The following is a 14620-nucleotide window of genomic DNA, read 5'->3' as shown; positions in this document are numbered from 1 at the left end:
GACCCTGGGCGGTGTACGATTTCGGACAGTATTGTGGGGGACTTCGCACCGATGACACAGAAAAGCGGCCGTATCCTGATGGTGGACGACGACCAGGACATCCTGGTGGCCGCCCGCCTGCTGCTGAAGCGGGAAGGCATCCTGGTCCATACCGAGAGCCAGCCGGACCGCATTCCCCAGCTGTTGAAGGATGAGGTGTTCGACGCCGTCCTGCTGGACATGAACTTCGCCATCGGCGCCAACACGGGGCGCGAAGGCTTCCAGTGGCTGAAACGGGTGCTGGAGATCGACCCCACCCTGTCCGTCATCCTCATGACCGCCTATGGCGACGTGGGCACGGCGGTGGAGGCGATGAAGCAGGGCGCCTGCGACTTCGTGCTGAAGCCCTGGTCGAACGAGCGGCTGGTGGCGACGCTGATGAGCGCCATGACCCTGACCGCCTCCCGGCGCGAGGCGGCGCAGCTGGGCGCCCGCAACAAGGAACTGGCGGCCGCCCTGGACCAGCCGGGGCAAACGCTCATCGGCAGCAGCCCGGCCATGGCCCGGGTGCTGACCCTGGTGGACCGCGCCGCCCCCACCGACGCCAACGTCCTGATCCTGGGTGAGAACGGCACCGGCAAGGAGGTCATCGCGCGCGAGATCCACCGCCGGTCCCGCCGCGCGGACCAGGTGTTCGTGGCCGTGGACCTGGGCGCCATCGCCGAGAACCTGTTCGAGAGCGAGCTGTTCGGCCACAAGAAGGGCGCCTTCACCGACGCCAAGGAGGACCGCGTCGGCCGGCTGGTGGCAGCCAACGGCGGCACCCTGTTCCTGGATGAGATCGGCAACCTGCCGCTGTACCAGCAGAGCAAGCTGCTGTCGGTGCTGGAGCAGCGCGTGGTCATCCCCGTGGGCGGCAACCGGCCCATCCCCATCGACGTGCGCCTGATCTCCGCCACCAACATGCCGGTGGAACAGCTGGAAAGCCCGGACACCTTCCGCCAGGACCTGCTGTACCGCATCAACACGGTGGAGCTGCGCCTGCCCCCCTTGCGCGACCGGGCGGACGACATCCCGGCCCTGGTCGCGCATTTCATGGGACTGTACGCCCGCAAATACGCCATCCCGCCGCGCCGCCTGTCCGACGACGCGCTGGCGCGGCTGAAGGCCTATCACTGGCCCGGCAACGTCCGCGCCCTGCGCCACGCGGTGGAGCGCGCCATGATCCTGGGCGCCGGCGACGTGCTGGAGGCGGAGGATTTCTCCCTGCCCTCCGCCCCCGGCGGCGCCCCCCGGCCGGCAGCGCCGCCACCCCCAGCTCTGGCGGGCAATGGCGGCCTTGCTCCCAATGCGTTGACGTTGGGTACCTTGGATTTGGAAACGGTGGAGGCGCAGGTGATCCGCCGGGCGCTGGACAAGCACCAGGGCAACATCAGCCACGCCGCCAATGAGCTGGGCATCACCCGCACCTCCCTCTACCGCCGGATGGAGAAGCATGGTCTTTAAGTCGTCGTTCAGCACGGCGCTGACCCTGCGGGTGACCCTGCTGTGCCTCAGCTGCGTGGCCCTGGGCCTGCTGCTGCAGGCCACCGACTACCACGCCACCGAGGCGCTGGCGCTGTTCCTGATCGCCTTCCAGATCGGCGGGGTGGTGCGGGTGGTGAACACCACCAACCGCGAGCTGGCGCGCTTTCTGAACGCGCTCAGCCATTCCGACTTCACCCAGAGCTTCAGCTATCGCGCCATGGGTCCCAGCTTCCAGGAACTGGGGCAGGCCTTCGCCGGGGTGTTCGACAAGTTCCGCGACGCCCGCGCCGATACCGAGCGCAAGGCCGATTACCTGAACGTGCTGGTGGAGCATGTGCCCGTGGCCCTGGCCGAGGTGCATCCCGACGGCCGCGTCAACCTGCTGAACAACGTGGCCCGCCGCCTGATCGGCCATGACGACCTGAACCGCCGCCTGGTGGACGGCGGCACCCTGGATTCGGCGCTGCGCGTGCTGGAACCGGGGCAAAGCGCCCTGCTGAAGGTGGCGGGCGGCATCACGCCCCTGCACCTGACGGTGCGCGCCACCCAATTGACCCTGGCGGACGGGCCCCGCCTGCTGATCAGCCTGCAGAACATCGGCGGGGAGCTGGAGGCGACGGAGGTCAAGGCCTGGTCCGACCTGGTGCGGGTGCTAACGCATGAGATGATGAACTCGCTGACACCCGTCTCGTCCCTGGCGGGCACGGCGCAGTCGCTGCTGGCCGACCTGCGCACCCAGTTGGAGACCATCCCCGGCCTGCCCCCCGCCGTGCTGCTGGACGCCGCCGACGCGGGTGAGGCCATGGACACCGTCACCCGCCGCGCCGGCGGCCTGCTGCGCTTCGTCGAGCGCTACCGCCGCTTCACCCAGATGCCCCGGCCGAAGGTGGAGCGGCTGAAGGTGCGTGAGCTGTTCGGCCGGGTGGAACGGCTGATGGGCCCGGCAATGGCGGAGCATGGCGTGGCGCTGGAGGTGGTGGTGCTGCCGCCCTCGCTGGAGATCAGCGCCGACCCCGACCTGATCGACCAGGTGCTGATCAACCTGGTGAAGAACGCGGTGGAGGCGCTTGACGAGTGGAAGGCCGGCGGCACGGCAACCCGCGCCCCGGCCATCACCCTGGCGGGCCACCTGGACGTGACCGGCCATCTGAACCTGCTGGTGCGCGACAACGGCCCCGGCATCCCGCCCGACGTAGCCGACAAGATCTTCGTGCCCTTCTACACCACCAAGCGCGAGGGCAGCGGCATCGGCCTGCCGCTGGCCCGCCAGATCATGCTGGCCCACGGCGGCAGCATCGCCGCGTCGCCGGTGGAGGGCGGCGGCACGGTGTTCACGCTGAGGTTTTGATCTCGCCCCAAAGCCGCCACCCGGTGTGCTTGAGCAAATAACGCATACCCACCAGCGCCGCGACCACGCCCGAGGCGGCGCCCAAGCCCAGGGACCAGCGGGGCCCGGCCACGTCGGCCACCCAGCCGACGATAGGGGCGCCCAGGGGCGTGCCGCCCACGGCGATGGCCAGCAGCAACGCCACCACCCGGCCGCGCATGGCGCTGTCGGTCGACAGCTGCACCAGGCTGTTGGTGGAGGTGGTGAAGGTCTGCGCCGCCACGCCGATGACGACCAACAGGATGCCGAACGCCCAGGTGGTGGGCATGACCGCCGCCAGGGCGCATCCCGCGCCGAACAGCAGCGCGGCGCCCACCAGCAGGGGCAGGGTGGGCGTGGCGCGCTTGGCCGCCAGCAGGGCGCCGGCGACGGAGCCGATAGCCATGGTGGAGCTGAGCACCCCATATTCCCCCGCCCCCGCCTGGAAGGCGTGCACCGCCATGGTGGAGATGAAGATGGGGAAGTTCAGGCCGAAGGTGCCGATGAGGAACAGCATCAGCAGCACGGCCCGCAAATCCGGGCGGCCCCAGACGTAGTGGAAGCCGCCGATGAAGCTGCCCCGGCTGCGCACCGCCCGCGTGCGGGGGTGGAAATCCGCCACCCGCAACAGGCAGAGGGAACCGATGACGGCGACGAAGGAGGCGGCGTTGATCAGGAACACCCAGCCCGTGCCCACCGCCGCGATCAGCACGCCGGCCACCGCCGGCCCGATCATGCGCGCGGCGTTGAAGGAGGTGGAGTTGAGCGCCACGGCGTTGGCCAGGTCCGCCTCCCCCACCAGCTCGCCGATGAAGGTCTGCCGGGCGGGGGCGTCGAAGGCCGCGACGCAGCCCAACAGGAAGGCGAAAACATAGACGTGCCACAGCTGCACCAAGCCCAACACGGTCAGGAGGCCCAGGCCCAGCGCCAGCAGGCCGGAGGCGAGCTGGGTGCAGAACACCAGGCGCCGCCGGTCGAAATAATCGGCGGCGAAGCCGCTGAAGGGCAGCATCAGGGCCAGGGGGCCGAACTGCAGGCCCATGACGATGCCGACCGCGGAGGCGCCGTTGACGTGCGCCAGTTCCGTCAGCACCAGCCAATCCTGCGCCGTGCGCTGCATCCAGGTGCCGACGTTGGACACGATGGCGCCCAGAAACCACAGGCGGAAATTGCGATTGGCCAGGGACCGGAAGGTGCCGGTGGGGGCGGACGCGGTCACGACGCGCCCCCGTCACGGGTATCCACCACCAGGCGCTTCAGAAGGTCGACGGCGCGGCCCAGTTCCGCCCGCTCCGTCGCCGTCAGGCGGGCGCGCATGGCACGGAACAGCCAATCCTCATGCAGGGCACGGCCTGCCCGCACCCGCTCGCGGCAGGCCGGGGTCAGGTCCCACAAGGTCTGGCGGCCGTCATCCGGGTCGGGGCTGCCGGCCACCAGGCCCGCCGCCTCCAACGCCGCGACGGTGGCGCCCAAGGATTGGGGGCGCACCCCCTCCGCCTTGGCCAGGGCTGTCACCGTGGCCGGCCCGCCGTCCAGCCGGCGCAGCACGGCGATTTGCGAGGGCGTCAGGTCGCCGACGTTGGCCTGCTCGCGCAACTTGCGCCGCAGCTGGCCCATGACCACGCGCAGTTCCACCGCCGTCGCCATGACGGCCGGGGTGTCAGGGTCGCCCGCATCGGGCTTGTCCATGGGATCGTTCATGTCTTGGGTTTAGCAGATACGAAGGTAAGCTACAAAGTGTTCCTTCATATATCGGCGGCGTCTTGGCGGCTGGCGGGGACCTATACCCGCCACCACTTTACTGCGCCGCGCTGTTTGGTCGTTCCCTCAATAGGTGTGGCGCGATAGATTTACCGCTCTGAGGCGGGGCCTTGCAGTTGGGGAGGGGCATGGTGCGCAGGATCTTTCTGGTGACCGCGTTGCTGGCGCTGCTGGGTGCCGGGTTCCACATGATGGCGGTTCCGGCGGACGCGCAGACGGCGCCGCCGGCGACGGTCACCGGGACACCCGTCACCACCGCATCGCCCCCAGGCATGCCCCCCGCCAGTGGCGTTACCCTCACGACCGCCACCCCCACAGCCACCGTCGGGGAGGCCAGCCTGGCGCTGGCCTGGAAATCCCTGCCGCAAAGCCAGAAGACCCTGGCGGTGGGCAGCGTGCTGGTGCTGGTGGCGGTCACCGCCGCCCTGCTGTACCTCGCCATGTCCACCGACATGCTGCGCGACAACACGCCCTCCACCTTCGCCGGCGTCACCAGCGCCACGGGCAAGCCGCTGCGCCGCGCCTTCAGCCTGGCGCAGAGCCAGATGGCCTGGTGGTTCGTCATCGTCCTGGCGGGATATCTCTACCTGTTCCTGGTGACGGGGGAGCTGGACACCCTGACCGGTCAGGCGCTGTGCCTGATGGGCCTGGGCACCGGCACCGCCATGGGCGCCGCCATGGTGGAGCAGAACAAGACCAACCCCATCCTGGCTGCCTATCAGGGCGTGCTGGCGCGGATGGCGGACCCGGCCACGCCGCCGGCCGACCTGCCCCCCTTGACCGCCACCCGCGACACCCTGGCCCGGCAGCTGGCGTCCCGCGACTTCGTCCATGACATCCTGACCGACGCCAACGGCATCAGCCTGCACCGCTTCCAGACGGCGGTGTGGACGGTGGTCATCGGCGTGCTGTTCCTGATCGAGACGGTGGTCCACCGCAAGATGCCGGACCTGGACCCCTACAGCCTGGGCGTGCTGGGCATCAGCGCCGGCACCTATCTGGGCTTCAAGATCCCGGAACAGCCCAATTGAGAAGCGCGCGCGTCCTTTCCCCCGTCGAGCGCCTGGATTGGCTGCGCCTCACGCGCACGGAGTCGGTGGGCCCCGTCACCTTTCATAGGCTGATGGAGCGCTTCGGCAGCCCGGCCGCGGCCCTGGAGGCGCTGCCCGACCTGGCCCGGCGCGGCGGGCGCGACCGGCCGCTGAGCATCGCGCCGCGCGCCGCCGCCGAACGGGAGCTGGCGGCCCTGGACCGCATGGGCGCCCGTCTGCTGTGCTGGTGTGAGCCCGACTACCCCGCCCAGTTGGCCGCCATCGAGGACGCGCCGCCCGTCATCACCGTGCTGGGCGACCCCGCCCGCCTCAGCCGCCCGGCCGTCGCCGTGGTGGGCGCCCGCAACGCCTCCCTCACCGGGCGCAAGCTGGCCGCCATGATTTCCCGCGACCTGGCGGAGGCCGGCGTCACCGTCGTTTCCGGCCTGGCGCGCGGCATTGACACGGCGGCGCATGAGGCCGCCCTGCACCGCTGCACCGTCGCGGCGCTGGCCGGCGGCGTGGACGTCATCTACCCGCCGGAAAACGCGGATCTGCACCGGCGCATCGCCGACCAGGGCGCCTTGGTCGCCGAATCGCCGCCGGGGACGGAGCCGCAGGCCCGCCATTTCCCCCGGCGCAACCGCCTGATCTCCGGCCTGTCGCGCGGCGTGCTGGTGGTGGAGGCGGCGCTGAAGTCCGGATCGCTGATCACCGCCCGGCTGGCCCTGGAACAGGGCCGCGACCTGTTCGCCGTGCCGGGGTCGCCGCTGGACCCGCGCGCCCAGGGCTGCAACCGCCTGCTGAAGGACGGCGCGGTCTTGGTGGAGACGGCGGACGACATCCTGGCCTATCTGGGGCCCCAGGGTTTGGCCACGCTCAATGCCCAGCATTCGGGCGGCGGGCCCGTTCCGCCCCCCGCCGATCCGGGGGAAAAGGAGGTGGAGGCGGCCCGTGCCCGGGTCACCCTGTGCTTAAGCCCGACCCCGGTACACATTGACGAAATTGTCCGGGACTGCCAATTGTCTGCGGCGGTGGTGCTGACCATCCTGCTGGAACTGGAGCTGGCGGGCCGTCTGCATCGCCACCCCGGCGGCCGCGTGAGCCTGGCGTGAAGCTGGACAGCGCCGTCCCGGGATCAAGGTTTTCGGAAAACATCGCCACCTATTGCAGTGCGGGGTCCCCTTGTCGGGCAGCAACGTCCTCATCGTCGAATCGCCGGCCAAGGCGAAGACCATCAACAAGTACCTGGGCGATGATTTCACCGTTCTCGCCAGCTACGGCCATGTGCGCGACCTGCCGGCCCGCGACGGCTCGGTGAAGCCGGAAGAGGACTTCTCGATGGAGTGGGAGCTGGGCGACCGCTCCAAACGCCATATCGACGAGATCACCCGCGCCGCCAAGGGCGCCTCGCGCATCTACCTCGCCACCGACCCGGATCGCGAGGGGGAGGCCATCGCCTGGCACGTCAAGCAGCTGCTGGATGAGAAGCGCATCACCGGCAAGGTGGACGTGAAGCGCGTCACCTTCAACGAGATCACCAAGAGCGCCGTGCTGGACGCCATCGCCCATCCGCGTGAGGTGCACCAGGAACTGGTCGACGCCTATCTGGCGCGCCGCGCCCTGGACTATCTGGTGGGCTTCACCCTGTCGCCGGTGCTGTGGCGCAAGCTGCCCGGCTCGCGCTCCGCCGGCCGCGTGCAGTCCGTGGCCCTGCGCCTGATCTGCGAGCGTGAGTCGGAGATCGAGGCCTTCCGCCCGCAGGAATACTGGACCATCGAGGCGGCGTTCCGCACGCCGGCGGGCTCGCCCTTCACCGCCCGCCTGGTGGGCCTGAATGGCAAGAAGCTGGACAAGTTCACCCTGGGCAACAAGGGCGACGCCGACGCGGCGCTGGCCACCATCCGCCCGCTGTCCTTCATGGTGCGGTCGGTGGAACGGCGCCAGGTGCGCCGCAACCCCTTCCCGCCCTTCACCACCTCGATCCTGCAGCAGGAGGCCAGCCGCAAGCTGGGCTTCGGCGCCACCAAAACCATGCGCATCGCCCAGAAACTGTATGAGGGCGTGGACATCGGCGGTGAGACGGTGGGCCTGATCACCTATATGCGTACCGACGGCGTGCAGCTGTCGAACGAGGCCATCGACGGCGCCCGCCGCCTGATCTCCTCCGCCTTCGGCAACGAGTACCTGCCCAACGCCCCGCGCGTGTACAAGTCCAGCGCCAAGAACGCGCAGGAAGCGCACGAGGCCATCCGCCCCACCGACATGTTCCGCCGGCCGGACCAGATGGGCCGCTTCCTGGACAAGGATGAGCAGCGCCTGTACGAGCTGGTGTGGAAGCGCACCATCGCCTGCCAAATGGCCAGCGCCGAGCTGGACCAGGTGTCGGTCGACATCACCTCGCCGAAATCCGAGGCGCAGTTCCGCGCCACCGGCTCCATCGTCACCTTCGACGGCTTCCTGAAGGTCTATCAGGAAGACCGCGACGACGCCGGCGATGACGAGGACAAGGACACCCGGCTGCCGGCCATGAAGGATGGCGACGACTTGGCCAAGGGCGAGGTCAAGTCCGACCAGCACTTCACCCAGCCGCCGCCGCGCTACACCGAGGCCAGCCTGGTGAAGAAGATGGAGGAGCTGGGTATCGGCCGGCCGTCCACCTACGCCAGCATCCTGCAGGTGTTGCAGGACCGGAACTACGTCCGCCTGGAAAAGCGCCGGTTCGAGCCGGAGGACCGGGGCCGCCTGGTCACGACCTTCCTGGAGAACTTCTTCAACCGGTATGTCGAGTACGGCTTCACCGCCGACCTGGAAACCAAGCTGGACGACATCTCCGGCGGCCGCATCGACTGGAAGACGGTGCTGCGCGAGTTCTGGCAAGCCTTCTCCGCCGCGGTGGAGGGGACCAAGGATCTGACCATCACCCAGGTGCTGGACGCCTTGGACGAGGCGCTGGGCCCGCACTTCTTCCCCACGCCGGCCGAGGGCGGGCGCGACCCGCGCGTCTGCCCCGTCTGCGGCGACGGCCGGCTGTCGCTGAAGCTGGGCAAGAACGGCGCCTTCATCGGCTGTTCCAACTATCCGGGCTGCAAATACACCCGCCCCCTGAGCATCGAGGGCGGGGAGGAAGGCAACGCCGACCGCGAGCTGGGCAACGATCCGGACACGGGCTACCCCGTGACCATGAAGCGCGGGCCCTACGGTGTCTATGTCCAGACGGGCGCGCCGGATGAGCCCAAGCCCAAGCGCGTGTCCCTGCCCAAGGCCATGAACCCGCAGGACGTGGATTTGGACATCGCGCTGCGCCTGCTGGCCCTGCCGCGCAGCCTGGGCCCGCATCCCGAGACGGGACAGGAGATCACGGCCGGCATCGGCCGCTTCGGCCCCTATCTCAAGCATGGCGACGCCTACAAGAACCTGACGCCGGATGACGACGTGCTGACCATCGGCCTGAACCGGGCCGTGGTGCTGCTGGCCGGCGTGGCCGCGCGCAAGACGGTGGCGGGCCGCGAGCTGGGCAACCATCCCAAGGACGGCAAGCCCATCACCCTGGGCAGCGGCCGCTTCGGCCCCTACGTCAAGCACCTGAAGCTGTTCGCCAGCATCCCCAAGGCCATCAACGCCGACACCATCACCCTGGAGCAGGCGGTGGAGCTGCTGGCGGCCAAGGCGGCCAAGGACAGCGGCAAGAAACCGACGGCTACGGCGACGGACGGCGAGGAGAAGCCGAAGAAGGCGGCGGCCAAGAAGGCGCCGTCCAAAGCTGCGGGGGCCAAGGCCGCAGCCAAGGCTCCGGCGGAAAAGAAGGCCGCCGCGCCGAAGAAGGCCACGGCAGCGGCGAAGAAGCCCGCGACCAAGACGACGACCAAAAAGGCGGCGGCGGGCGACTGAGCCCGCCGTCCAGTGTCCCGCCGTCCCCAGTGTCACGCCGTCCAGTGTAAGGAAAGTTTCCATGCCGAAGCGTCCGGAGGGCCCCCGGCGGGCTTTGCCCAGGCCGGTGCCGGCCCGCCGTGCGGCCGACGCCCCCTTCCCCACCCGGGAAGAAATCATGGACTATATCCAGTCCAGCCCCGTGCCCGTGGGCAAGCGGGAGATCGCGCGCGCCTTCAACATCACCGGCGACGGCCGCATCGTCCTGAAAGAGCTGCTGAAGGAGCTGGAGGGCGAGGGCAGCATCGAGAAGGGCGAGGGCCGCCGCGTCGCCGTGCCCGCCGCCCTGCCCGAGGTCGCCGTGCTGGTGGTGGCCGAGGTGACGCCGGATGGCGAGGTGCTGGCCCGGCCCACCAGCTGGGCGCATGAGACGCCGCCGCCCCGCATCTACATGGCCGCCGAGAAGCGCGGCCACCCCGCCCTGGCGGTGGGGGACCGCGTGCTGGCCCGCCTGTCGCGCCAGCCCCAGTTACGTGACAATGGGCCGCAGGGCGAAGAGGATGTCTACGAAGGCCGCACCATGCGCAAGCTGGACGGCGGCACGGCCACGCGCATCGTCGGGATCTATGAGCGGGCCCGCGACGGCGGCCGGCTGAAGCCGGTGGACCGCCGCGCCAAGGCGGAATTCGCCGTGGCCGACGCCAACGCGGAAGGGGCGCAGCCGGGCGAGCTGGTGGTGGCCGAATTGCTGCCGTCCTCCCGCCTGGGCCTGAAGCAGGTGCGGGTGGTGGAGCGGCTGGGCAGCATCGACGAGCCGCGCGCCGTCAGCCTGATCGCCATCGCCCAGCACGCCATCCCCACCCAATTCGCCAAGGCGGCGATCGAGGAGGCGGAGGCCGCGCCCGAGCCGACGGTGGAGGGGCGCACCGACCTGCGCGATTTCCCCCTGGTCACCATCGATGGCGAAGACGCGCGCGACTTCGACGACGCCGTGTTCGCGGAGCCCGACACCGACCCCAACAATCCCGGCGGCTGGCATCTGCTGGTGGCCATCGCCGATGTCAGCTTTTACGTCCGGCCCGGCATGGCGCTGGACCGCAACGCCTTCGACCGGGGCAACAGCGTCTATTTCCCCGACCGCGTCGTGCCCATGCTGCCCGAGGCGCTGTCGAACGAGCTGTGCTCCCTGAAGCCGGAGGTCAACCGCGCCTGCCTGGCGGTCCACATGTGGATCGACGGGCAAGGCCGCCTGAAGCGCCACCGCTTCGTGCGTGGCCTCATGCGCTCCGTCGCGCGCCTGACCTACACCCGGGTGCAGAAGGCGCGCGACGGCGAACCGGACTACCTGACCGGCCCGTTGATGGAGCGGGTGATCAATCCGCTCTACGGCGCCTTCACCGTGCTGCAGAAGGCCCGCGACGCCCGTGGCACGCTGGAGCTGGACCTGCCGGAGCGGGTGGTGAAGCTGGACGAGGCCGGCACCATCCAGAGCATCGGCGTGCGCCCCCGCCTGGACAGCCACCGCCTGGTGGAGGAATTCATGATCGCCGCCAACGTGGCGGCGGCGGAGGCCCTGGAAGCCAAGCACAGTCCCTGCATGTACCGCGTGCACGCCGAGCCCGCGCGCGACAAGCTGGAGGCGCTGCGCCAGTTCCTGGGCTCCCTGGGCTATACCCTGGCCAAGGGCCAGGTGCTGAAGCCCATCCTGTTCACCCGCATCCTGGCCAAGGCGGCGGACACGCCGGAAGCCAATCTGGTGAACACCGTCATCCTGCGCAGCCAATCCCAGGCGCTGTACCAGCCGGAAAACATCGGCCACTTCGGCCTGGCGCTGCCGCGCTACGCCCACTTCACCTCCCCCATCCGGCGGTACGCCGACCTGGTGGTGCACCGCGCCCTGGTGAAGGCCTACGGCCTGGGGCCGGGCGGGCTGGATGAGGAGGAAGCGGGCCGCCTGGTGCAGGTGGGGGAGCACATCTCCGTCACCGAGCGCCGCGCCGCCACGGCGGAGCGCGACGCCCTGGACCGCTATGTCGCGGCCTACCTGTCGGACAGGGTGGGCGGCACCTTCACCGGCCGCATCGGCGGCATCACCCGCTTCGGCCTGTTCGTCACCCTGGACGAGACGGGCGCCGATGGGCTGGTGCCCATCTCCACCCTGCCGGATGACTTCTACGACCATGACGAGGCCAACCACCAGCTGGTGGGCCGCCGCTGGGGCCGCACCTACCGCCTGGGCACGATCGTCAAGGTCCGCCTGGTAGAGGCCGACCGCATTTCCGGCAGCATGGTCTTCGCCCTGCTGGGCGAGGACACCGACGACGCGCCCTGGCTGGCCGGCGGCCAGTCCGCCCGCAAGGGACCGGATGGCAAGGGCGGGCGCGCCCGGCTGACCAAGAAGACCGCCACCAAGGCGCGCAACAAGCGGCCGTCGCTCAAGGATTAAGTGAATGCCTCAATTCATCGGCGGCATCAGCCTGGTCGTGCGCGACTATGACGAGGCCAAGGCCTGGTACCGCGACATCCTTGGCTTCGATGCCGTGGAGGATACGGACCTGGGCGGGGGCAAGCGCTGGGTGGTGATGGCGCCGCCCGGCTCGCCCCCAAACTCTGGCGAAACCCGTCTGCTGCTGGCCAAGGCGGTGGGGCCGGAGCAGGAGGCCGTCATCGGCAACCAAGCCGGCGGCCGCGTCTTCCTGTTCCTGCGCACCGACGATTTCTGGCGCGACTATCATCGCATGAAGGCCGCCGGCGTCACCTTCTGCGAGGAACCCCGGGTTGAAGCCTATGGCACCGTAGTGGTGTTCCAGGACCTCTACGGCACCCGCTGGGATCTGCTGCAGCTCAACGGATAAGCCGCGCGGCGGCGCCCCAACCAGTTCCCCGGCTCACAATTCGCGCAAATCACAACAAGTGTAGATAGCAGGGCTGCACTTTGGGAAACGCGTCTGGACCATGGCTCGGGCTGTACCCATCATCTAGGCCATGACGACCGACCCCGTTCCCTCCGATGAACGCTCCCCCACCCGGGGAGTAGGCCACGAGGCCCGAGTCGCCCTGATGGAGGAGACCATGACGGACACGCATGAGGAAATCATCGCACCGCCCAAGGGCATGGCCGGCACGGCCATGATGCGCGGCATCCGCCGCTGCTGCCCCAACTGCGGTGCCCACACCCTGTTCACCGGCTATACCAAGGTGGCGCCGGTCTGCACCAACTGCGGCCTGGAATTGGGCAAATTCCGCGCCGACGACGCGCCGCCCTACTTTACCATCTTCGTCGTCGGCCATATCGTGGTCGGCGCCGCCTTGGCGGTCGAACAGAATTTCCACCCCGCCCTATGGGTCCACGCAGCCCTGTGGGGTCCGTTGACCATAGGCCTGTCGCTGGCCTTGCTGCCCCTGTTCAAGGGGGCCGTGATCGGCGTGCAGTGGGCCATGGGCATCCGCGGCTGAAGGGCAAACAATATCGGGAGGCGCCGTGGCCCAGGCCACATGCCGGGCACGCCGTGCCCGGCCCGCCCATGTCAGGCCTGACCGCATCCGCCGGGGCGCCGCCCTGGTCCGGACGGTGGCGGCTTTGGCCGGCGCTTTGGCCCTGGCGGCTTGCGCCGGCGGTCCCGCGAATCGCGGCAGCGTCACCGCCGAGCAGTTCTATCAAAGCGCCTACAGCAAGCTCGACGAGCTGTACCTGGAACCGGTGGACATGCGCCGCCTGGTGGTGGACGGCCTGGTCCATGCCGGCGTGGTGGTGCCCGACCTGACGGTGACGGTGCAGCCGGGGGGCGGGGCCGTGACCCTGGCGGTGGGCCGGCGGGCGCCGCGCACCTTCGCCCTTCCGACCGGCCACGACGCGGCGTCCTGGGCCCATCTGGCCGCCCTCACCACCGACTGGACGGTGGCGCAAGGCGCCGATGCCAGCCCGGGCGACCAGACGCGGGAAACCCTGTTCCGCGCCATGATGGAGGGCGGCACCGCCGACCTGGACCCCTACAGCCGCTATTCGGTGCCGGCGGCGGCGCGGACGGAGCGATCGCGCCGCGAAGGCTATGTCGGCATCGGCGTGACGCTGGAGGAAACGCCGCGCGGCTTCCGCATCATCGCCGTCGCCCCTGGCAGCCCGGCCTCGGCCGCTGGCCTGTGGGTGGGCGATGTCATCACCGCCGTTGGCGGGGTGCCGGTCGACGCCGCCGGCGGGGGCGGCCCCGCCATGACGGTGGAAGCCATGATGGACCGCCTGAGCGGGCCGGAGGGCACAGGCGTGCCGGTGCGGGTGGCCCGGGCCGGCGGCATGGTGACGGTGCTGATCAGCCGCCAGCGCATCATCCTGCCCACCGTGATGGCGGAGCGGGCGGGCGCCGTGGGCGTGCTGCACGTCAGCCGTTTCAACGCGGGCACAGCCGACGCCGTGGGCTTCGCCGTTGCCCGCCTGCGTGAAACCGACAGCAAGGACAGCCCCCTTGCCGGCTGGATCCTGGATCTGCGCGGCAACACCGGGGGCCTGGTGGACCAAGCGGTGGCCGTGGCCGACCTGTTCATCACCAGCGGCCCCATCCTGAACACCGTGGGCCGCCACCCCGACAGCGTGCAGCACTACGACGCGACCCCGGGCGACATCCTGGACGGCGCGCCCCTGGTGGTGCTGGCCGATGGGCAGACGGCCTCCGCCGCCGAGATCGTGCTGGGCGCCCTGGTGGACAGCGGGCGGGCCCTGGACGTGGGCACCACCAGCTTCGGCAAGGGCGTGGTGCAGACCGTCGCCCCCCTGCCCAACGGCGGGGAACTGTTCATCACCTGGTCGCGCATCCTGACGCCGGCCGGCCGCATGTTCGACCACCACGGCCTGGCGCCCGCCCTGTGCACCGCCGGCCTGACCGACGCCGCCGCCATCCTGGCCCCCCTGCGCGCCCAGCCCCGGCCCCCCGGCACGCCCGCCGCCTGCCCGGCGGAGCGCAACCGCCCGGCGCCGGTGGACCTGACGGTGGCGGAAACCCTGCTGACCAGCCCGCCCCTGTTGCGCCGCGCCCAGCTGGCGGGCCAGACCCTGCTGGCCGACCGGCCGGCGGCGTCTGGCGCGAGCCCCTGA

At 70.0% G+C, this 14620-nt stretch carries 11 protein-coding genes; 9 read left to right on the top strand and 2 right to left on the bottom strand.

Annotated elements, in window-relative coordinates; all coding sequences use genetic code 11:
* Positions 1 to 51 precede the first annotated feature (51 nt).
* Both FBZ89_RS12920 and FBZ89_RS31195 read left to right on the top strand, forming a co-directional pair.
* Positions 52 to 1485, top strand: a complete 1434-nt coding sequence (locus tag FBZ89_RS12920; protein WP_145750364.1) for a sigma-54-dependent transcriptional regulator — start codon at positions 52 to 54, stop codon at positions 1483 to 1485.
* Entirely contained in the window at positions 1475 to 2854 is a 1380-nt protein-coding gene (locus tag FBZ89_RS31195) for a sensor histidine kinase (protein WP_211115210.1), read from the top strand. Before FBZ89_RS12920 ends, FBZ89_RS31195 begins: the two co-directional genes overlap by 11 nt.
* On the opposite strand, the gene FBZ89_RS12910 is transcribed toward FBZ89_RS31195, so the two are convergent.
* Positions 2838 to 4091, bottom strand: a complete 1254-nt coding sequence (locus FBZ89_RS12910) for an MFS transporter (protein WP_145750363.1) — start codon at positions 4089 to 4091, stop codon at positions 2838 to 2840. The two genes, FBZ89_RS31195 and FBZ89_RS12910, sit on opposite strands and share 17 nt — an antisense overlap.
* Complete coding sequence (locus FBZ89_RS12905; RefSeq protein WP_145750362.1) at positions 4088 to 4561, bottom strand: MarR family winged helix-turn-helix transcriptional regulator; 474 nt, start codon at positions 4559 to 4561, stop codon at positions 4088 to 4090. The genes FBZ89_RS12910 and FBZ89_RS12905 overlap by 4 nt, the downstream gene beginning before the upstream one ends.
* A gap of 221 nt (positions 4562 to 4782) precedes the next feature.
* On the opposite strand from FBZ89_RS12905, the gene FBZ89_RS12900 reads away from it, so the two are divergent.
* The 7 genes from FBZ89_RS12900 (at position 4783) to FBZ89_RS12870 (ending at position 14620) form a co-directional block, all read left to right on the top strand.
* On the top strand, positions 4783 to 5664 hold the full coding sequence (locus tag FBZ89_RS12900) for a hypothetical protein (protein ID WP_186457333.1): 882 nt from the start codon (positions 4783 to 4785) through the stop codon (positions 5662 to 5664).
* Complete coding sequence (gene dprA / locus FBZ89_RS12895) at positions 5661 to 6779, top strand: DNA-processing protein DprA (RefSeq protein ID WP_246172162.1); 1119 nt, start codon at positions 5661 to 5663, stop codon at positions 6777 to 6779. Before FBZ89_RS12900 ends, dprA begins: the two co-directional genes overlap by 4 nt.
* A gap of 70 nt (positions 6780 to 6849) precedes the next feature.
* On the top strand, positions 6850 to 9555 hold the full coding sequence (gene topA / locus FBZ89_RS12890; RefSeq protein ID WP_145750360.1) for a type I DNA topoisomerase: 2706 nt from the start codon (positions 6850 to 6852) through the stop codon (positions 9553 to 9555).
* A 61-nt stretch (positions 9556 to 9616) separates the two neighbouring features.
* Positions 9617 to 11980 (top strand): ribonuclease R, encoded by a 2364-nt coding sequence (rnr, locus tag FBZ89_RS12885; protein ID WP_246172161.1) that lies wholly within the window; start codon positions 9617 to 9619, stop codon positions 11978 to 11980.
* A 4-nt stretch (positions 11981 to 11984) separates the two neighbouring features.
* The gene (locus FBZ89_RS12880) at positions 11985 to 12389 is read left to right on the top strand and encodes a VOC family protein (protein WP_145750359.1); all 405 of its coding nucleotides are present in this window, start codon (positions 11985 to 11987) and stop codon (positions 12387 to 12389) included.
* Between the two features lie 217 nt (positions 12390 to 12606).
* On the top strand, positions 12607 to 12990 hold the full coding sequence (locus FBZ89_RS12875) for a DUF983 domain-containing protein (RefSeq protein ID WP_246172160.1): 384 nt from the start codon (positions 12607 to 12609) through the stop codon (positions 12988 to 12990).
* Between the two features lie 25 nt (positions 12991 to 13015).
* Positions 13016 to 14620, top strand: a complete 1605-nt coding sequence (locus tag FBZ89_RS12870; protein ID WP_145750357.1) for a S41 family peptidase — start codon at positions 13016 to 13018, stop codon at positions 14618 to 14620.

The sequence above is a fragment of the Nitrospirillum amazonense genome, from assembly GCF_007828045.1.
Classification (GTDB): domain Bacteria; phylum Pseudomonadota; class Alphaproteobacteria; order Azospirillales; family Azospirillaceae; genus Nitrospirillum; species Nitrospirillum amazonense_C.
Note: the sequence above shows the minus strand (reverse complement) of the source record. Positions and strands in the feature narration are given on the sequence as shown.

Bases quoted from the DNA above. Each gene is read 5' to 3' on its own strand.
- FBZ89_RS12920 (WP_145750364.1), top strand. From the start codon at position 52: ATGACACAGAAAAGCGGCCGTATCCTGATGGTGGACGACGACCAGGAC.
- FBZ89_RS31195 (WP_211115210.1), top strand. From the start codon at position 1,475: ATGGTCTTTAAGTCGTCGTTCAGCACGGCGCTGACCCTGCGGGTGACC.
- FBZ89_RS12905 (WP_145750362.1), bottom strand. From the start codon at position 4,561: ATGGACAAGCCCGATGCGGGCGACCCTGACACCCCGGCCGTCATGGCG.
- rnr (WP_246172161.1), top strand. From the start codon at position 9,617: ATGCCGAAGCGTCCGGAGGGCCCCCGGCGGGCTTTGCCCAGGCCGGTG.
- FBZ89_RS12880 (WP_145750359.1), top strand. From the start codon at position 11,985: ATGCCTCAATTCATCGGCGGCATCAGCCTGGTCGTGCGCGACTATGAC.
- FBZ89_RS12875 (WP_246172160.1), top strand. From the start codon at position 12,607: ATGACGGACACGCATGAGGAAATCATCGCACCGCCCAAGGGCATGGCC.